Source organism: Rothia sp. L_38 (genome assembly GCF_050689125.1).
Lineage (GTDB): Bacteria > Actinomycetota > Actinomycetes > Actinomycetales > Micrococcaceae > Rothia.
In genome coordinates this window covers 64,113-84,162 of sequence record NZ_JBOEQD010000001.1, presented here as the reverse complement: position 1 = coordinate 84,162, position 20,050 = coordinate 64,113, and the positions used below count along the sequence as shown (strand labels likewise).

The window sequence follows — 20,050 nt, the reverse complement described above, 5'->3', positions numbered from 1 at the left end:
TTTCTCCTGTCGTCTCGCCGGTTCCGACACGCGTATAGTGCGAGCCAGCCTTGCGGAACATTTCTACGGGATGTTGACGCGCCGGTCTCTCATCGCTTGAAAAGGATAGAGAGTTGGCGGACACGCCTGGGCTCTAGCCATGCCAACGAACATCTAGACCCGCGTGAGCGGGCGAACCCCGCCAGGTAGCGGCATTATGTTGTGGCACGGTAAGAACCGTGGTTGTGTGGGCATAGAGAACCACACAGAATCAAAACTCTACCAGTTGATCAGCACTTAGAAAAGAGACCTTCCCTACAAAGAGTCCTAGCAGCACGTTGTTTTCAACACATCTTGCAACCTCGTAAATGCCTCAGGGTGGGGAGCCTCCCGTTGGAGACTCCCCACCCTGAGCTAATGTGTGGAGTTACTACTGAGTGATGTTGTACCGCCTACCGTGCTACAGCTTAGGAAGCGCGACGGCGAGCGACGAATACCACCCAGCCTGCAACCAGTGCAAGGGCACCGATTCCTGCTAGTGCAGCAACCGAAGCGCCGGTCTGAGCCAGACTGCCACCGCTGGCCTGCTTACCTGTCTGCTGGGTGGTTGCTCCTGCCTGAGAGCTTGTTGCACCGCTGGCACTCTGGTTAGCTCCTGCCGCCTGCTGCTGTGAGCCTGCTGAACCATTGCCAGCCTGCCCTGTTGCTTCTGCGCTGGGTGCAGAGCTGGGGTCAGAGTTGGGGGCACCGGTCGGTTCTGTGCTGGGTGAAGCCGCAGGTCCTTCGGTGGGCTGAACAGACGGCTCAACGCTGGGAGCAGCAGTGGGCTCAGCACTAGGAACCGGGGTGGGCTCAACGCTAGGTGCCGGGGTGGGCTCAACGCTAGGCGCCGGGGTAGGCTCAGCACTAGGAACCGGGGTAGGCTCAATACCTACAGCTGAGTCTACGAAGGTTCCGTAGCCGGCAAAAGCTGCCAGTGTTGAAGCAACTGTGGTGGCTTGGGGAGCTCCACAAGTGGTCTGAGGAGCCGGAGCAACTGTGACCTCCACGGGGATGCTTCGTGGCTGGTCCCCGTCCTTCAGGCTACCGGTGAGAACTCGCACCCTATGGGTTGATCCAGCCAACCAGGCGTTGTTGGAGTTCTCCGCGGTGGGTACAGGCAGGGTGACAGAGAATTTGCCTTGCGCTTCAGCTTCAATAGTCCGAACGACGTTGCCCTCACCATCGTTCATCTGGGTTGCCCTGTCGTCATACAGAAGACCCAATACTGAGCCACCACCGGAGGGGTGGGTGAATCCGGTTCCAGTGAGGGTCATCTGGCCATTTTCAGAAACGTTTGTAACAACCAGCTTTGCCCCATCAGCGCTGGAGCCTTCAAAACTATTGATTGCTTCAGCCGGTGTAACCGCCTGACCTGCCACTGTGCCATTGTCGGTAACTACGAACTTTGTCATGGCATGAGCGTTGATGGGTGTAGCTTCAACCTCCTGCCAGTCGGCAGGTTGTCCCTCTGCAGCAACATTCCGCAGGCCCTTGATTTCAGTTGAGGCAGTAACGTATTTGCCGGTCTTGTAGTCAAGGGTAAAAGGTACTTCCACACCGGTAAAGGCGGTTCCGCGCTCAAGACCGATAACACCGTGGGGGGTTACAACAACGTCGTTTGCCCCCATGCCTTCGCCGACGGTACGTGTTACGGTGCTGGCAATTCGGTCAGTTTGCCCGTCGATGACGTAGTAGGAGCCGGTGGCTAGGTCGGTTGCATAGACCAGGTCTCGGGCTTCGTCAGCGTCAATGGAAAGCCCCTGGGTCCCAAAATTGATCCAGTTCTTGAAGGCACCGGTGGTCTTATCGTAGACCCCAACGCCTGCGTTGACGCCCTTGGATCCCTGGCTTGATACATAGAGTTCGTTGAGTGAGCGATCAAAGGTGACATCTGATGCGACGAGGTTTGCACTGGCGTCGTTACCCTGCAGGGCAAATTCATTGACGACAGTAAGCGTATTGAGGTCGACAACAACCAGCTTAGGGGTGCCAAAGACAGGGAAATAGCCTAGGCCTGCTTCATCATCCAGGGCGAAATTCATGACGCTTGCGGCCCGGCCAGAAGTGTCACTGACGGGAATGGTTGCAAGATGCTGGTAGGTGGCGCCATCTAGAACGACGATAGCCCCCTGGGTTCCGATGAAGACTTTGCCCTGCGAGGCCCGCACTTCGCGCGGATGGGCGGTTGTGATGGCCTGGCCCTCAGGAAGACCCAAGGTCGTAAAGACCTGCTTCATGGTGGTCTGGTCAAAGGCCGTCACACTGTTAGTGCGGGTATTGGTGACCCACACGGTGCCGTTGACGTCATCAACTCCAACGCCGTAGGCACCCGCGACCTGGAATCCAGCAGGGTTTTCCCCTTCCCAACCACGAGGTGAGTAGCTGGCAGTGTTTAGACCGACAGTGTGGGTAATTTGCATGGTTGCCGGGTCAACCTTTGCAAGGGTTGAGGTCATGATAGGTGGACGCCCGCTGGAACCTGTAACCCACAGGGTATCGTTTGCCGCTGAGTACCCCAGCTGGTACTGCCCGGGCAGGCCCTGGTACTGGGTTGAGGCAACGTTAAACGCTCGGAAGGTGCAGTTCTGGGCAGGATCATTTGCAAATGCGCTCTCTGCTGAGGTGACAGGAGCAACCAGAAGAGCACCGAGCATCATTGCTGTTGCACTACCGGTAAGCAGGAAGCGGGAGCGGGTACGGCGGGGTGTCTGATGAGTGAGTTTCATCTGTCCTCTTAATACATGTGTGGTGGGGCAGGGCAACGAGGCCCAATTAGGATACATTCAGCGCTATATAAGGATAGCCTTACCGAATACATAGTTAAGTTTTACCTAATTAATGACTAGAGGCAAGCATTTTTCCACATTAGGTCATATTTTTCTTTCTTAATTGGCAGGACTTTGCAGAATTTGCTCAATCAGAGCCGCTTTCAGCACGTCCGTATGACCCCCCTCAGCCACGACAAGCTCGTAATCTGAGCAATACGCCTTCCAGGCCTGGCCGGGGGCACCTGCATCCAATGTCTGCTGAGCCGCTAGTAGAACGAGGGGAGCTTCAAGAGGGGAAGGAGTTCCCTGACGAACCCATTCCATCGCTTTTTGAACCAGCTTCAAACAGACCTGTAATCGCTCAGGCGGCAAAGAGCCAAGGGCACTACCACTTAGCCTCAGGGCCTCTATGACACCAGCTTCTGTCAGGTCTTCCTGCTGTAGCTCTAGGCCACCCAATCTCGCAATAGCCCGCCAGCGGTCTTCCTCTTGGGCAGGAGGGAAGGTCCTCCAGTAGGACTGGGGGTAGGCGTCCAGAACAAGAACTTTCTGGGGAGGAAGCCCCCTTGCCTCCAACCTGCAAGCCAATTCTTGTGCCATCATGCCGCCTAAAGACCAACCCACGAGAGTAGCTCCTCGCAGGTTAGAGTTCTGCATCTCAAGCAGTCTTTCAAGGGCCCTACCAGCTGCCTCCGTAAGAGAAGATGACTCCCCTCTGCTGGCCCCAGAATATTCTTCAGCCTGAATCAGAAAAACCGGGCTGCTTTCGGGAACCGCTGAAAGCAAAGGAGCATAGCACCAGCCCAGCCCTCCTGCTGGAGGCATAAAGATGACGGGGGCACCGCCGTCGCCAGAACGCAGCATCAAGCAGGGATCAAAATCGTCCAAATACTCCTGAAACATGCTGGCAGCAAATCCCTCGGGCGTAGGGTTGGCAAAAATACTCACCACAGAAACCTCACACCCGAATTCTTGACCCAGCTCCTCTGCCAGAACCATGGCCAGTAAGGAGTGACCACCAGCCGAGAAAAAGTCAGTAGCAGCCCCCACCTCCTGCCCTAGGACACGACTAAAGACCCGGCAACACCGTTCAACCGTAAAACTTGGTGGGGGTACTTCCCCAACTTCTTCCTCCGGCAGGGGATAGCCCATCAGCTGGGAGCGGTCAATCTTCCCATTAACAGTCAGCGGAAGATTCTCAAGAACCTGCCAGTGGGTAGGAATCATGTAGTCACTCAGGTGCCGGGCAACATGATTCCGGGCAAGATCTACCGCTTCCTCAGAGCCCATTCCGGGAGCCACCTCGACAAAGGCGAGGAGGTACTCCTTAGCCCCTTCCTGACGGTAGATAAGGCAGCTGCTGGCAAGAGAAGGGGCTTCAGAAAGAACAGTCTCAATTTCTGTAAGTTCAACCCTTTGGCCCCGGATTTTTATTTGCTGGTCTAGCCGCCCCCGGTAATACAGCAGGTTATCTTTACCCCACACCACAACATCGCCTGTGGCGTAGACCGGTTGACCGAAATCGTCAGACGAAAAAGCTGCAGCTGTCATATCTGGCCGGTTAAGGTAGCCGTCACTCACCTGCACTCCGTGCAGGTAGAGCTCACCGCGCATCAGCGGTGGGCACAGCTGGCCCGCTGCATCCCGAATCGATACTGCAGTATTCCATACAGGTTTCCCCATGGGCACAAGATCAGGCACCTGCCCGAGATCCAGGCAGTAAGCCGTGACGTCAATTGCAGCTTCAGTTGGCCCATAAAAGTTATAGATTTTTGCGCCCATCACCTGGTGGGTCTGCCGAACCAAGGATGCGTCAAGAGCCTCCCCGGAACACACTAGGGCCCGCGGCCCATCCCATCCTTGCATGAGCTCTTGCGCCTGCTTCGACCTCACAAAGGCTGCCAGCATACTTGGCACAAAGTGAAGCACATCAATTGCAGAACTCCTGATAACCCTCGCTAGATAAGCGGGGTCGCGGTGCCCCCACGGGGCGCAAAGCACAGTTTTCGCCCCTTGGGTCACTCCCCAATAGAGCTCCCAGATATGAACGTCAAAGGAAATAGGAGTCTTATGCAAGACCCGGTCTTCCTGCCCCAGGCTAATGAGCTGACTCTGCCAGGCGAGGCGGTTGTGGAGGGCTAGGGCTTTAACACCCACGCCTTTGGGGCGGCCGGTAGAACCGGATGTAAACAAGATATAGGCCAGCTCATCAGCACCAAGAGTCTGCCCCTTCAACGCAGCGAGATCACCCTCTGCTTCCCTATCTTCAAGATGTTCCGGGAAGCTCATGACCTTCACCCCGTACTCTTGGGATAGGTCTTCAAGCTGCAGCTGACTCAAGTAATCGCTGCTCACAACTAACCCAAGTTCGGCGTCCTGACACATGCTACGAACCCTACTACCCGGAAGAGAAGGCTCAAGGGGAACATAGACCGCTCCAAGATAGGTTAGAGCAAAAACCACAACCATGAACTCGAGGCTGCGGTGGCCCCGGACCCCGACCCTGCTCCCCCGGTCTACTCCCCAGCTAGCCAGTTCAAGAGCCAAACTCATGCTGCTATTTCGAAGCTGGGCATAAGTCAGTTCCCGTTCCCCCTGAAAATTCCAGGAACCCTGCTGGTAGGCAGGAGCCTCAACAAAAGCTACCTGATGAGGGATTTCCTGTGCCTTCTGCTCCAAGATAGCTGCAAGGGGCTTAAAATCTAGGTCAACGTGCTCCCCCTCCAAAGACTCCAGCAGAACTTCATCGCCTGGACTCAGCAAAGACAGAGAGTCCATAGAACCATCGTCGAGGGCAATCTGAGCCCACTTGCCTAGCCAATGAACAAGTCGCTGCGCTAAAGCATCAGCATCTTGGGCCAGGAGCAGATCAGCGTTGATGTCGATTTCTACCGAAAGCTCATGCCCCCGATAGGGCATCCCGCGGACGGTCACGGTCATATGGGGAACAGGCCCGGCTGCCACGTTGATAACGCGCCCTCTCCCTGCACTGCCGGCACTAAAGTGGGCATCGAAGGGCACGATATTAATCTGGGCTCCCCCCAGCAGTACCCCTTCCTGGGAGGCGCGTGCCTGCAGATCTTCATAGGGCGCAAGGGCATGTTCGGCGTTATATTTCATCCCAGCTTGCACCGCTTCTAGCGCTTTCCGGGCCTTACCACGGGCAGGGCAGACAAGCGGAAGCAGGTTCACAGCACTCAAAGCTGTTTGAGCACTCAGCCGAGGAGGGAGCCCCGGTATCAGCCGGTTCATTTGCGGAACCAGAGCCCGGAAGGAGTCCACCCCCTGATGCCTGCCCAGAAAAGCACCTACTGCCGCAACCATCATGTGCGGCCAAGAAGCCCTCGCGAGGTCACCAATTTTCCGGTAGGTGCTCTGCAACTCAGAAGAGAGTGGGACTCGAACACGCACAACGTCATTTGCTACCCCTGGGCCACCAGCACCAGGAGCAACATCCAGGCTCGGGTCCTCACCCCAGGCAAGCTCCGGTAGTTTCTGCAGGTAGGCGGCACGCTGAATCTCCAGCTCCTGCTGAAGGTGAGCGTCTTCTTCAGCAAGCTCAGCCAGAGAAGGACGCTTGTGGAAAGTCATTACTGCGCCAGCCTCTAGCTGGCTGTAGGCAGAAAAAATCTGCCGCAGGATCTCATAGGCAGCAAAACCGTCAGCAAGGAGGTGGTGAATGGAATGATAAAACCAGTGCTGGCCGTTGACCTGCACCAGGGCAGAATCGAGTCCCTGCCCCTGGCACACGGGCATGGGTTTTTGGCGCCGTTGCTGGGCCCAGGCTAATACGGTTGCTTCTTCATCTCCCGGTGCTGCCTCAAGGGATAGCTCTTCTAGAATCTGTAGACGCTGACTATGCTCCTCCGCTGGAAGCGCAGCCCACACCACCTCCCGCTGGATCTGGCCCCTATACCCTAGCTCAATGACAGTTCTTAGGGTTTCGTGTTCCGCATAAACTGCTCGGATAGCTCGTCGCAGGAGCCCTGCGTCCAAGAGGGTTTCAAACATTATCAGCTCAGCTGTGATGTAGCTAGAACCTTCAGGCTCAAGCTCAGTAGCAAAAAAGATTCCCTGAGCAGAACGAGGAAGAGGGTACCAGGTCAGTGACATCTTAGGCAGTCGCCTCCCTCAAAAAGTGAAGGGTGGGATGGGCAACTAAGTCTGTAAATTCAATCTGATACCCGGCAGATGCCAGGTCATCGAGTAAGAGGAAAGCCCCCATTGAATCTAGACCTGCATCAAAAATATTGCTAGACGGCTCAAGATCCTGTGAGCCCTGGGGAAGATAGGCGGCGAGAAGTTCTTTTAGCTGGTCAAGTGACATAGGAGCGTCCTTACTGTGAGTGCTTGGGGCCGAGCAGCTCTTGTGCGAGCTGGGACCTGAGATCTTTTCGTGAAATTTTTCCAACATTGGTCAGGGGTAGGTCATTGAGGACGAAAACCTGGTCTGGGAGTTTGTACTCACTCAGCCCTAACGCCCGAAGCTGCTTCCTCACCGACTGCACGGTGGGGCACTGGGCTGGTTCCTGAAGGGTGAGAGCCAGACCCACCTTTTCCCCTAGCCGTTCATCTGGGATGCCGATGGCAATAGCGTCCTTGATATCTGCCAACTGCAGGGCAGCGTCCTCAAGCTCATCAATCGATATCTTTTCTCCTGCGCGATTAATCTGGTCTTTGATACGGCCTACCATTTCAAGGTTTCCCAGCCCGTCAATCTTCACCAAATCCCCTGTGCGGTAGAAGCCATCTTCAGTAAAGTTGGCCCCTGACTGGGTGTCAGCACCGTAGTACTGACGGATGGTATAGGGGCCGCGGGTCAGCAATTCCCCTACCTGACCGGTGCCGACCTCCCTACCCCGTTCATCTACGACCTTGATTTCATCGTGGGGGCTAATGGGTCGGCCCTGGGTGGAACACACTGTTTCGGGATCATCGCCCAACCGGGTGTAATTCACCAGCCCCTCTGCCATACCAGCGACCTGTTGCAGGGTTGCCCCTAGCTGAGGCGTAATTTTTCGGGCCAGGGTAGGAGATAACTTGGCCCCACCTACCTGAATAACTTTTAAACTGGGCAAGCTCAGCGAACGACGCTCAGCCAAGAGCAACCAGCTCTGTAGGAGCGGGGGCACTAAGGAAACCTGGGTTACCTGGTGGCGTTGAATCAGGGCAAAAGAGGTTTGGGGGCTAGGGTCGTGGGCAAAGACCAGGGTCGCTCCGCGGTAGAGAGAGCCTAAAATACCTGGCGAGCTCATGGTGAAGTTATGGGCAGCAGGGAGCACCACGAGGTTAGTTGTCTCTTCTGTTACCCCACAAATTTCTGCTGAGGCACGAACGGAGTAGAGATAATCTGCGTGGGTTCGGGGAATGAGTTTGGATAGCCCGGTGGTTCCGCCAGAGAGTTGGAAGAGGGCCGTATTTTCGCTGAGGATTCTTGCCCCGCGGTCGGCTATTGGCTGATCATACTTCAGGTCTTGTTCCTGATGGACAGCAGGTGCCTGGGTCAGGTCTAGGGCCTGGGGAGGTTCTACCCCTTCTTTTTGGAGTTGCTTACTGTAGTCGGCGTAAAGAGCCCAGTAATCTGTGTTTTCTGCGCCTTGGGCAAAGAGGTGCAGGGCTGCGTCTGTGGTTCGCGCATAGTGGGCCAGATCTTGAGCGCGGTGTTTCGGGAGGGCAAAGATGGGCAGGGTACCGGCGATAAAAGCCCCAAGCATGTAGGCGAGAAATTCAAGGGTGTTAGGAAGCTGTAAGATGACGCGATCGCCCGGGCTAATGCCGAAGCTCCGGATATGGTGGGCAGCTGTATGGGCTTCCTGCTCTAGCTGCCGGTAGGTCCAGCTCTGAGTTTCGGTGCTGGATACCGGGTAGTTTCCCCGGGTACTAATTCCATGGGCAGCAATGTTATCGGGGTATTTATTGAAGATCTTTTCTATAAATTCGGGGAAGGTCTCTGGCTGGTAGTAGCCAGCCTCCCGATAGGTACGGGCAAACTCTTCGGGCATGGGGGCGATGGGCTGTAGGGGGCTGCGGGCCGACGTCTTTGTCATGGGGCGTTAGCTTTCGTTTTGAGGGGCAGGAAAGATCTGGATTAAGTGGCCCACGAGGCTGTTTCTCCAACAGGCGTAGTCATGGCCACCGTTATATGTCGTGAGTTGGGCGTCAATCCCTGCTGTGTGGGCAGCTTGTACAAAATCCTGGTGGGGTTCGAGGAGTACCCATTCTTGGGTTCCGCATTCTAGGTAGAGTCGGATTTTTTGCCTTTGGGAGGGAGGCAGGGGGGAGCTGGCTTTCTCCAGGGCTTGTTCTGCGGAGGGGTTCCACAGGGAGGCTGACTGGCTTAGGGCAATTCCAAAGATTTGGGGGTAGGTAAGGACGCCGGTGAGGGCTGCGAGCGCACCGAGGCTTTGGCCCACAAGGACGGTCCGTTCTGGGCGGAGTCTGAGGGCGTATGTGTGAGCCAGGTGGGGCAGCAGGCCGGTGGCGATCTCTGCCAGCAGGGGGCTGTCTTGTCCGAGTTGTTTCCAGCGTTGTTCGCGGCCGCCGGAGTGGATCAGCAGCAGGTAGTGGTCTTGTAGTTTTTCGTCCTTGACTGCTTGAGCACTTGCTGCGGGCAGGCCTTGGTGGGACCATATTTCTCCGTCAAAGATGATGAAGAGTGGCGAGGTATCGGTGGGGACGCCGATGGGAAGGAGTTCGTAGTCTAGGGCGCCTTGATCGGGGTGGAGTTTTGGGGGGGTGTATGTGTTCCAGTGAGGCTGATAAGGTACGCGATAGTCAGCTGGATAGGGGGCATTTGGCGCCTGCGGCAGCTCAACGACGGAGAGCAGGTTACCTCCCCTGTTCGGGCAGTGGCGGGGGTTGGCGGGGTCTGCCTGGCCGGCATCGAGTGCTGCCCTCAGCTGGGGGTGGTGGGTGCTACTGAGCCAGGCGGGTTGCTGGCCTTGAGGGGTGGGTAAGAAGCAGTACGAGGCTCGCCAGTTATTTTCTAGCTCAAAGGAGGCATACCAGTAGGGGGTTGCGGGGATTTTTTCGAGAAGTGTTGCTTCAAGATTAGTCTCATCTGTCAGCCGATTTGCGAACAGGAGCACTGATTCTAGGGGCTCTGTTTGGGCGTAGATAAAGGTGACGATGCTGTGGTTAGGCTTGCTCGTTTCAAGGAGGGGTAGCTGATGCATCAGGTGGCTGATCTGGGTGCTGAGGTCTTGGTCCGTCAGGTACCCGGAGTTTCGTGCCTCCAGGAGGGCTGAGATACGGGGTGAGGTGGTTCTAGGGACGGGGCTAGGACGGGGACGTTTGGGAGGTTGGGGGGTCTGGTTCATGGCTACTGGATGTTTCATGAAGGTCTAGGGGTTGCGGGTATCGTGGGGAATCATGAGCGGGGTATGGCTATGGGGGTCGGTGATGATACTGGCCTTGATGTCAAAGACCTGTTCAATGATTTGCGGGGTGACAATCTCTTGGGGTGAACCTTCTGCCATGATTGTTCCGGCTTTCATCAGGATGAGGTGAGTGGCGTAGCGGAAAGCCAGGTTGAGGTCGTGTAGCACCAGCAGAAGCGTTTTCCCCTGCCGGTGAAGTTCAGCTGCCAGATCGAGCACCTGGAGCTGGTGAGTGATATCCAGGTAGGTGGTGGGCTCATCAAGTAAAAGCAGGGGTGTGTCTTGGGCTAGGGTCATTGCTATCCACACTCTTTGTCGCTGGCCGCCGGATAGCTCTTGTAGGGTTCTGTCTTTGAGGTCTGCTATGCCGCAGGCATCCATGGCTTCTTGGCAGATACGGTGGTCTTCTCTCCGCATTCTTCCCAGGAAGCCTTGGTAGGGGTAACGTCCTAGAGCCACGACGTCCGCGACGGTGACGGAGTCTGGCGCGTGGGGGCTCTGGGGTAGTAGGGCTAGAGTCTGGGCTATTGACCGGTTTGATAGGTCTGTAATTTTCTGCCCTTGAAGATATATTTCTCCTGCTGTTGGCTGGTGGATTCTCGCAAAGGTCTTGAGAAGAGTTGATTTGCCGCAGGCATTAGGACCTAGAATCACGGTTAGCTCTTCGCGAGGGATTGAGCAGTTGATACCGTGAAGTACGGGGTGCTTCTCGTAGGCGACATGGAGGTCTTTGGCTTCTAGCGCACTCTCGTTTAACTTACTCACTGCTGTCCTTACGTCGTGCTCTGTAGATGAGGAAAATGAGGTACAGGCCGCCGAGGGCTCCGGTGACGACTCCGACTTGGAGGGAGGTAGGGAAGGCAAACTGGCCTAGGGCGTCTGCCACTAGGGTGATGAAGGCACCCGTGCAGGCTGCTGTGCCTAGGTTCCCAGCTGCTTGGTGGCTCAGATGACGGGCGATATGAGGAGCTGCAAGAGCAACAAAGGCAATGGGGCCAGTCAGTGCTGTTGCTAGGGCGACCAGGAGCACTCCCAGAATGAGGCTTATTAGCCTGACGCTGGCTACTGGCACCCCGATGCCCTGGGCCAGGGTATCCCCGTAGTTGAGGGTCCGCAGGGGCCTGGCAAGCCAGAGAAGTAGCGGGGCTACCAGGGCAAGCGGGAGAGCTAGAAGGGCTACTTTGCCCCAGGTCATACTGTTCAGGGAGCCTGCCAGCCAGGCTGCTGCTGTTTGAGCTTGTGTCACAGAGGCCTGCACTACTAGCAGGGAGTTTACTGCCGCTAGGGTTGCGCCTAGCCCCAGGCCAACCAGGATCAGTTGAAACCCTTCAAGGCCTCTTGATCGAGTAAGCAGATAGACAGCGCAGGAGGTGGCAGCTCCTCCTACGATTGCGCCTAGGGCAGTACCCCAGGGACTGGTTCCCCACACAATCATGGCGCAGAGGGCCCCGGTAGCTGCCCCGTGCGTGAACCCTATGACGTCAGGGGATCCCAGAGGGTTGCGGGTGATGGTTTGGAAAATTGCCCCCGATAGTCCCAGGGCAGCTCCTACGAGGAGGGCAGCTAGTATTCGGGGAGCTCGAATTTCCCGGACGAAATAGCTTCCCAGCCCTGTTTCGGAGCCGCTGAGGGCAGCTACAACGTCTGTAACTGTGAGGTTGTAATCCCCCTGCATCAAAACCCACAGTCCGAGGAGTAAAGAGCTAAGTAGGGCGGAGAGGGTGACGGCTCGGATGCGGTAGGTCATAGCTCGCGTACCTTTCGTCGAGACATCAGGGCCAGGAAGAGAGGGCCTCCAAGCAGGGTGGTGATGATTCCTACCTGAATTTCTGCAGGCGCCATGATAGTGCGAGCACAAACGTCACTTGCAATGAGCCAGGCGGGACCTGCCAGCACAGCCCCTGCAGTCACCCAGCCCACCTTGTTGCCCAGAAGGGTTCGGAGGATAAAAGGTACCGCTAGCCCAACGAAGGCAAGAGGGCCAATCGCGGCGGTTGATATTGCCGCTAGGAGAGACACCGTCAGTAATGTAAGGCAGGTAATTTTTTTCACTGAGGTTCCCAGCGCCAGTGCAGCTTCTGCCCCGAGCGCTAGCGTACGCAGGGAGGGAATGAGACAAAATCCTAGGATCAGAGCTAAGCCAACGAGGACGGAGGTGGGAAGCAGCACCTCATACCCGCGTCCTTCAAGGGACCCAGCTGCCCAAAAACGAAATTCGTTATAGGCCGTCTGATTAGCAAGCAGGAGTGCCTGAGTGATGGCGGTCAGGGACGCTGCCAAAGCAACACCGGCCAAAATAAAACGCGACATCGACTGCCCTTTTGAGCTACCCAGGGCAAAGACTGCCCCCACGCTCACCAAAGCTCCCATGAAAGCAGCGCCCATGAGAGTCAGGATGGGGAGGGGCCCCAAAATCACCACGGCAAGAACCACGGCTAAAGAGGCTCCCGCGTTGACTCCCAGAAGACCGGGATCAGCAAGCGGATTGCGCGTCAGAGTTTGCATCAGGGATCCAGCGACAGCCAAAGCTGCCCCGCACACCAGGGCAAGGAGGGTACGCGGGATTCGCTGGTCCCAGACAATGGTGTAGGCAGGGCTAGTGCTATCCCCTGCAAGAGCAGCCCATATGTCTTGGCCTTCTAGGGCGTTAGAACCGAACCTCAGGGATAGCAAAAGAGTCAGACCCAGCGCAGCCGCACAGACCGGCAGCACCAGGTATCTCCGAGGGGCTAGGGCTTTGTCTCGCAGGCGCGAGCGCACAGGTGAGGTAGTCATACGGTGGTTTCAGGAGAGCTTATTTCTCAGAAGTCTTGTGACGACGCAGCAGGACGAAGGCAGCCACGATGATTGATGCCCCAAAGACAAGCGCACCCACCCATGGGAAGGTTCCCTGCTGAGCGATACTTGCTGCAGTCTCTTCTTCGGGTTCCTGGCTTGCGCTGGCTTGGGCCTGAGCTGACGCTGTTGAGCTTTCACCGGCGGTTGGGCTCATCGTGGCTGATGGGCTGGCCTGCTGACTTTCGGGGGCTGAAGCTGTGCTTGTTTCTTGTGCTAGCAGGGCTTCATATTCTTCTTGGCTAATAGGATTACCCTCAGCATCGAGGTAGATGGTGGTTCCGTCTGCTGCGGTGTCGGTGCTGACGGTAGCCACGCTAGATTCAGCTGATGAGGAAGTAGTCTCCTGGTTCTGGCTATCTGTTGTGGCCGGGTTAGTAGCCATCTGGTTCTGGTTAGAAGTTTCAGCCTGGGCTACGTTTTCTTCGATGCTATTGATGACGCTCGGATCAACGTTGACGGTCGTACCACCGCTTGATGATTCGTTCACACCCGAGATGGTAAATTCGGGCGATCGGTTGGTGTAGCCCTTTGACCCCTGATAGTTGCCGTCCGCATCGTACATAATTTCTGTGGCCAGGAAGCGGAGGGTATGGGGCCCTTCGCTCAGTTCCTTCGAGAGGATGAAAGAACCGGAAGCGGTACCGTTACTCGATATTTTTTGCTGGTGGACGACGCAGGCGCCTTGGGCAGCGTCTGAGGGGCAGGCTGCGCCGTCATCAACCTTGATGTAGAGCTGTTCGCCTGCGGGGAAACCGGAGACTGAGAAGGTGAGAGTATCGCCTGCCTGAAGGCTTGCAGGTGAAACGCTAGAACTGGTGCCGGGGGTATTGGAGGTTGCGGCTCCGCCCGGAGGTAGGGCATGGGCAGGTGCCAAACCTACTGGACCGCATAAGGCGGCTACTCCTAGACCAAGCGCAACGCAGAAGACTCTCATTTTGGGGAAAACAGACATACTTCTTCCTTATGACTTTTTCTTTTGGCGGGTGAGGGCGAGGGTGGCGAGCAAAACTGCTGCAGCTGCGCACAGCAAGAGGTTATTGGGGTCAAGGAGCGAGGAGCTTCTGGTTGTTGCCGGGTTTTCGGCTTGAACAACAGAGCTATTGCTTGTTTCGGGCTGCTCGGTGACCTTTCCTGGGGCTGGTGGTGTGCTGGCAGGTTTTACGGTGGGGCTCGTGACGGGGCTGGCCACATTCTGACGAGGGGCGGGGGCCCGCAGCACCTGAGAAGGCAGCGAGGCCAGCTGGCTGACTGGGACGTTCATTCCAACAGCTGTGGTGGCAGATGAACCTAATGGGCTGTGGGCGACAGATTCAGCTAGGCTGTAGCCAGCTGCAGCTGAAACAGGGAAGGCTGAGAGGTTGCCGGTTGCCCCGCTCACCTGGGATTGGCTGGGTCGAGTAGCCGGGGTGGACGCAGTCTCCTGATGAGCTTCTGCGACAGAGAGGGATGCCCAACCCAGCAGGGCACCAAAATTTTCTAGCTCCCCGCTTTGGGCGACAACCTGATAGTCACCTGCTGCTAGATCTTCCGGTAGCAGGTAGCTCACAGACTTATTGGCATCTAGTTGGACCCAGCCTGAGCCCCAGTTGCTCCGCACAGACCCACCGATATAGGGATTAATCATCACCCACTGGCCGGCCTCTGCCCCGGGTACGGTTACGCGCATATTTCTACCCGTGAGTTGGGCCGTCATGTGACCTTGAGAAGCAGCTGATAGGTCTTCGCTTGAGAGCGTATCTGGTATGGCGTGAGGAGAATACTGCCCAATCACGAAGTCCAGTTTTCCGACGCCGCCTAAGGTAACGGCCCGGTCCCCTGGGGCAAGAGAGCCAGAGAGCACTCGCAGCGAATGGCTGCCCTCTGCCAGAGCAGGGGAAGAACTCGCTGTAGTTCCGTCAGGCAAGTCGATGGTGGCGTCGATGCGGCCGGTGGCAGGGTCCGGGTGCAAAATAGCCCAGATTGTACGATTCGAGTGAAGGGACGTATCAAGCCGGCTGATTCCACCGTCATCAATTTTCACCGCAACAGTGGTGGCCCGCTGGTTTTCGGTATTGCACCAGCCCTCACCCACGACACGAAGTTTCCCACCCAGTTCAACGGTGGGGTTGACGATTTCAAAGGTGGGACTGTCCAGGTCTGTGGTGCAGACGGTCTGATGGTCATCATCGCTAGGAAGAGAACCAGCTACCCCGTTGACCGGTATTGGTTCAGAGCGGACAGAACGAGTCACATCGGCTTCAGCGTTTCTCCCGGATTGTATGAAGACTGTCAGGTAGTCCCCTGCTGAGCCTTTCTGTACTTCTTCAGGCAATTCAAGTTCAATATCAAAGCTACCGTCAGCGCTAATAGCTAGTAGCCCCTGGTCAGGTCGGGTACGCTCTGCATCTGGGATGAGCAGGCCCCAGCTCGTAGGATCTGCTGCCCGCCCGACAGACTGCAAATAGGATGAAATCGCCCTATCGGTTCGTTCATACTGGCGAACCTTGCCTTCTGCATCCAGATATTCCAGTTTGATCGAGACTGTGGAAGCACTGATGCCATCCTCTTTAGTCCAGCCCTGCCCAATCAGTCGAATGGTGGCTTGCTCCCCTGTTGTTACAGGTGAGATACGCACCTGTGCAGAGCCGGCTGTTACAGAAGGCCAGGTTGATGTGTCCTCAAGGCTTGTCGAGGGAACAGTAAATGAGGCAGCTACAGAGCCAGGGGAATCACCGTCAGCCAGCGAACCTGCCAGGGCCTGAAGTGTGTGAGAGCTGCCTGACTGCCAGTCTGCGTCCTGCACCTTGGCTGTTGTAGAGTCTGGCAGCTTGATATTGACGCTAAAGGTGCCGTCGGGTGCTGCCACCGTATAGAAGTTGACGTTTGCAAAACGGGCTTCGGTCAGGGGTTGTCCGGTCAGGGGGTGAGCCGGAAGCTCATGATTGAAGACCGCTCCCCCATCCCACTTAAAGGCAACCACGGCACCGCGGTCTGGGGCTGTTGAGGTCCAGCCACTACCGGTCACCGTCACCGTTCCATCATCGTTCAGCACCTGGCTTACAGTTACCTGCTTGGTAGCCTTGGTTTCTTGGGCAATAGCCAGGCTACTTCCTTCCAAAAATGCAGCAGGCGCCAGGATTGGCTGCAGGACGAGACCTGAGGCGGCAACGCTTGCGGCCAGGGCAAGCCCGGTGAGGGTCGGCAGGTACTGAACGGAAGACAAACTTTGTGGTGTTTTCATGGTGTGTTTTTTCAAATTGTTTAGAGCAAATGTGTTTTCACGTCTTCGATGATTCCTCGCATCAGCAAGGGGCCACCGGTAGAGGTCCACAGCGAACCGTCAACCAGCAGGATCCGTCCGGCCTGGTAGGCTTTCAGATCTGTGAAGCCGGAGGTTTTTTCGGCCTGCTCTAGCGCCTGTTGCGCCCCCTGGACATTAGCTAAGCCTTCAGCTGTAGGGTCAGATTGGCTGGCTCCCCCCAGGGTTCCCAAGAACATGTAGTCCGCATCTATGCTGGCCAGGTTCTCCAGAGAAACAGGTTCTGAATGGCCCCGTCCCATCTTGTCTTGGCTTTCAGGACGTTGCAGCCCAAGACTTTCAAGGGCTTGACCGGCAGGGAGCTCTTTCAGGATTAAAGATGGCCCGCTCCCCTGCCATCGAACGATAGAGAAAGTTGAAGAACTATATTTCTGGTTCAGTTCTTGGGCTGTGGCCGCTACATATGCCTTGTAGTCCTGCAGATAGGATTCTGCTTCGCTTGTCTTACCTAAGGCCTGGGCGACATAGGTGAAGTTTGTTTCCCAGAGCCCGCCAGCATAGCCGCAGAAGACGACCGGGGCAATATTCCGCAGGATCTCGAGGACGTCGGGCCTGTTATTGATACTGGTTCCGTCAGCCAAAATTAAATCTGGGGAGAGAGCGCCGATCGCTTCATACTGTAGTTCTGAGACGGTGCCAACGATTTCTATACCTGCTGCCTTATCCCCCAGGTAATGGGGGGCGCCGCTTTGCCCCCGTCCGGCAACTGCTCCGACCGGGGTAATGCCCAAGGCTAATACCGCGTCAAGGGTTGGTTCGGAGAGTGTCACAATTCTTTGGGGGTTTTCAGGCAGGGCAACCGTGTTGCCCTCTATATCTGTTACCGTACGTCCTGCCCCAAAATCTGATGGGGCCTCAGATTCAGTGGATTTTTCAGAACAGGCAGTAAACAGTACTAGGGCAGAGAAGCTAGCTGTAAGGAAAAGATGTCGACGGGTGAGAGGCACAGAACTATCCTTCGGACTCAGGGAGTCATTACTTGTTTTTAAGGATAGGCTAACCTTATCTTTAATAATAGTAATTACGCAAAATTTTTCTGCCCTTATTGAGGGTCTAGCTCTGGGTAGAAGATGAGCGTCACCTATTCCCCTGTAGACCCCACCTCACTGAAGGACGATTATGCTCCCTACCATCGATCGCTACGCCCTTAGCACTCAGGACCTTCCTCCCAACACCGTCGGCTGGATTCCAGATAGGGAACGCGCAGCCTTGCTAGTACACGATATGCAAAACTACTTTGTGCAGGCCTTCGACCGGGCACCTGGGTCCGCTATCCAGACCGCAATTTCCAATACAGCCCGCCTGATCCACACAGCTCATCAGCACCAACAGCCAGTAATCTACACGGCGCAACCGCCCCGGCAAACTGCTGGCGACAGGGCCCTACTCACCGACTTCTGGGGGCCAGGACTCACCCAAACAGAAGACGCCCTCATCATTTCTGAGCTTGCCCCCACTGACGCAGATACCGTTCTCACGAAATGGCGCTACTGTGCCTTTTACCGCACAGACCTCGAAGAACGTCTTCGGGCAGCTGGGAAAAATCAACTCTGGATCAGCGGTATTTACTCGCATATCGGGTGCCAAACAACCGCGCTCACTGCCTTCATGAAGGGCTTCCAAGTCTTCTTTATTTCAGATGCCCAGGCAGATTTCGACGCTACCTACCATCGCTCAGCTCTCAGCTACGTCGCCAGCCGGTGTGGCTACGTCACGACCACCAACCAGCTCCTAGAACTTTCATGACCAAACCACAAGCAATCATCATCACCGGCGCAGCAGGAGGAATCGGATCCGCCCTGCTCGATCTGTTACTCCAGCTGCCCGACTTCTCGCACTGCCACCTCATTGCCAGCGATACAGCCCAAAACCTCGAAAAAGCCCAGGTATATACCAAAAGCTGGCCATCACGAGTAATCCCTGTAGCTCTCGACCTAACCGACCACGAGGCGGTGAGGTCCTTCGTTCCTGCTATAGCGCAAGATTACGACCTTATTGGTCTGGCCCATGTAGCTGGTGTTCTTGTCCATGGACCGGTCTTAGAACTTGATTTGCGAGAATTCGATTCTCTGTTAGCTCTCAATGTCACCGCCATGGTCCACCTCTACCAAGCAGTAGCACGCGCTATGGTGAATCAGGCCCAGGAAACAGAAGGGGTAGACCGCTCCATTGTCACTGTTGCCTCCAACGCTGCTAACGGGCCACGGGCGCACATGGCAGCCTACGGGGCGTCCAAGGCCTTTGCTGCTCATTTCACCACATCACTCGGCTTAGAACTTGCACCGTGGCGGGTACGGACCAACGTCGTCAACCCTGGCACTACCCTAACCCCTATGGTCCACACCATGTGGGGCGGCGAAGACCGAACTGCTGAAAGTATCGCCGGCAATCCTCAGCTCTACAGAACAGGAATTCCACTTGGACGGGTCGCAGATCCTTCAGATATCGCCCACCCTGTTGCTTTTCTCCTGTCTCCTGCGGCTAGGCACATCAATCTGGCAGAGCTAACCGTCGATGGAGGGGCAACCCAGCGATGAACCATACAGCGACTTTTGATTTCATCACCCAGCAAAAACTCTATCGAGTAAGAAGCTCAACTATTTGCCAAGATCCGGTACGATCCGCTCAGGCTAGAAAATTTATCCGGCAGGCCCTTACCTCCAGCGAGGGAAAACCTGCAAAAGACAAAGTGGTCTGTGGAATCATCCCCTTCAACCCCCAAGAACCCGCCTACCTGCTTGCAGCCCCCAAGCCTCAAGCTCAAGATCCCGCGGGCTTGGTAGGTAAGGGCACACTTTTTAGCCCAGGGGAAGAACCTCAAGCGTCTGCGGCTTCCAGGTTAAGAGCAGATATTTCCTTCAACCAGGCAGAAGAGCGCCACTACCTGTCAGCTGTTGAAAGAGCCCTCACTATCCTGAAGCAGGGTGAACTGCACAAAATTGTTCTGGGAAGGTATAAACGGTATACGGTAGCCGAAAACCAACCCCTACAGGGGATAGATTTAGCCGGTGCCCTTCACCGGGCTAACCCCCGAGCTGATACATTCTGCCTAAGAACCGCAGATCAGCAGCAGTGGGTAGGCGCTAGCCCCGAAGTCGTTGCAGATGTTCGTGACCACCATTTTTACACTCACCCGCTGGCTGGATCCCGGCACAAACAAACCTGCTCAACTCTCAAAGAAGCCCAGCAGGTTCTCCTCAATTCCTCCAAAGATCTCTACGAGCATTCTTTCGTGGTTGAGCATATCCGCCAGCAGCTCCAGAACATGCCGGGGGTTCGTCTTGGAGCTATCTGCCCACCAGAAATCACTGAAACAGATTCTATGTATCATCTGGGAACGCCGATGAGTGCCCAGGTACCTGCTGCCTACAATCCTTTGCAGCTGGCTTTACAGATACACCCCACCCCAGCTGTGGGTGGTACTCCCGCTGCCATTGCCCTCCCCCACATAACCCGTCTTGAACGAACACCCCGTCAGTACTTTGCAGGGCTCGTGGGCTGGATGGACAGAGCAGGTCAGGGGCGCTGGTCCTTGATCCTACGGTCAGCTCATATCTACGGATCGACGATTGATCTGTGGGCTGGAGCTGGAATCGTGCAGGGTTCTGAACCAGACCTAGAACTGGCAGAAACTGAGGCAAAGATGCAAACAATCCTTTCAGCCTGCCAGAACATTCTCAGTCCGAACATGGTCTTTGCTTCATCGTGCCCATAAAACCCCTATTCGCCCACAGGAGTGACCAGCT

At 56.0% G+C, this 20,050-nt stretch carries 14 protein-coding genes; 3 read left to right on the top strand and 11 right to left on the bottom strand.

Annotated elements, in window-relative coordinates:
- Positions 1–446: 446 nt before the first annotated feature.
- The 11 genes from ACRCJM_RS00335 to ACRCJM_RS00285 all read right to left on the bottom strand — a co-directional run bounded on the left by ACRCJM_RS00335 (position 447) and on the right by ACRCJM_RS00285 (position 17,074).
- Positions 447–2,747, bottom strand: a complete 2,301-nt coding sequence (locus ACRCJM_RS00335) for an LPXTG cell wall anchor domain-containing protein (protein ID WP_431463363.1) — start codon at positions 2,745–2,747, stop codon at positions 447–449.
- A gap of 159 nt (positions 2,748–2,906) precedes the next feature.
- Entirely contained in the window at positions 2,907–6,902 is a 3,996-nt protein-coding gene (locus tag ACRCJM_RS00330; RefSeq protein ID WP_237185992.1) for an amino acid adenylation domain-containing protein, read from the bottom strand.
- A 1-nt stretch (position 6,903) separates the two neighbouring features.
- Positions 6,904–7,116, bottom strand: a complete 213-nt coding sequence (locus ACRCJM_RS00325) for an acyl carrier protein (RefSeq protein ID WP_237185991.1) — start codon at positions 7,114–7,116, stop codon at positions 6,904–6,906.
- A gap of 10 nt (positions 7,117–7,126) precedes the next feature.
- Positions 7,127–8,836: a (2,3-dihydroxybenzoyl)adenylate synthase gene (locus ACRCJM_RS00320; RefSeq protein ID WP_431463362.1), complete on the bottom strand. Its 1,710-nt coding sequence runs from the start codon at positions 8,834–8,836 to the stop codon at positions 7,127–7,129.
- A 6-nt stretch (positions 8,837–8,842) separates the two neighbouring features.
- The gene (locus ACRCJM_RS00315; RefSeq protein WP_431463361.1) at positions 8,843–10,108 is read right to left on the bottom strand and encodes an enterochelin esterase domain-containing protein; all 1,266 of its coding nucleotides are present in this window, start codon (positions 10,106–10,108) and stop codon (positions 8,843–8,845) included.
- A gap of 24 nt (positions 10,109–10,132) precedes the next feature.
- On the bottom strand, positions 10,133–10,933 hold the full coding sequence (locus ACRCJM_RS00310) for an ABC transporter ATP-binding protein (protein WP_237185988.1): 801 nt from the start codon (positions 10,931–10,933) through the stop codon (positions 10,133–10,135).
- Positions 10,926–11,915, bottom strand: a complete 990-nt coding sequence (locus ACRCJM_RS00305; protein ID WP_237185987.1) for a FecCD family ABC transporter permease — start codon at positions 11,913–11,915, stop codon at positions 10,926–10,928. The genes ACRCJM_RS00310 and ACRCJM_RS00305 overlap by 8 nt, the downstream gene beginning before the upstream one ends.
- The gene (locus ACRCJM_RS00300) at positions 11,912–12,943 is read right to left on the bottom strand and encodes a FecCD family ABC transporter permease (protein ID WP_237208103.1); all 1,032 of its coding nucleotides are present in this window, start codon (positions 12,941–12,943) and stop codon (positions 11,912–11,914) included. Before ACRCJM_RS00300 ends, ACRCJM_RS00305 begins: the two co-directional genes overlap by 4 nt.
- A 19-nt stretch (positions 12,944–12,962) precedes the next feature.
- Positions 12,963–13,880 (bottom strand): plasmid partitioning protein, encoded by a 918-nt coding sequence (locus ACRCJM_RS00295; RefSeq protein WP_237220740.1) that lies wholly within the window; start codon positions 13,878–13,880, stop codon positions 12,963–12,965.
- An 87-nt stretch (positions 13,881–13,967) separates the two neighbouring features.
- Complete coding sequence (locus ACRCJM_RS00290; protein ID WP_431463360.1) at positions 13,968–16,226, bottom strand: hypothetical protein; 2,259 nt, start codon at positions 16,224–16,226, stop codon at positions 13,968–13,970.
- A 20-nt stretch (positions 16,227–16,246) separates the two neighbouring features.
- Positions 16,247–17,074, bottom strand: coding sequence for an ABC transporter substrate-binding protein (locus ACRCJM_RS00285; protein WP_237188174.1), 828 nt, complete (start codon positions 17,072–17,074; stop codon positions 16,247–16,249).
- 349 nt (positions 17,075–17,423) lie between these two features.
- Here ACRCJM_RS00285 and ACRCJM_RS00280 point away from each other — a divergent pair, with 349 nt between their 5' ends.
- From ACRCJM_RS00280 to ACRCJM_RS00270, 3 genes are all read left to right on the top strand, one after another.
- Complete coding sequence (locus tag ACRCJM_RS00280; RefSeq protein ID WP_431463359.1) at positions 17,424–18,050, top strand: isochorismatase family protein; 627 nt, start codon at positions 17,424–17,426, stop codon at positions 18,048–18,050.
- Complete coding sequence (locus tag ACRCJM_RS00275) at positions 18,047–18,841, top strand: SDR family NAD(P)-dependent oxidoreductase (protein WP_237185981.1); 795 nt, start codon at positions 18,047–18,049, stop codon at positions 18,839–18,841. The genes ACRCJM_RS00280 and ACRCJM_RS00275 overlap by 4 nt, the downstream gene beginning before the upstream one ends.
- Positions 18,842–18,993: 152 nt before the next feature.
- Entirely contained in the window at positions 18,994–20,019 is a 1,026-nt protein-coding gene (locus ACRCJM_RS00270) for an isochorismate synthase (RefSeq protein ID WP_431463358.1), read from the top strand.
- The last annotated feature ends 31 nt before the right edge of the window (positions 20,020–20,050 follow it).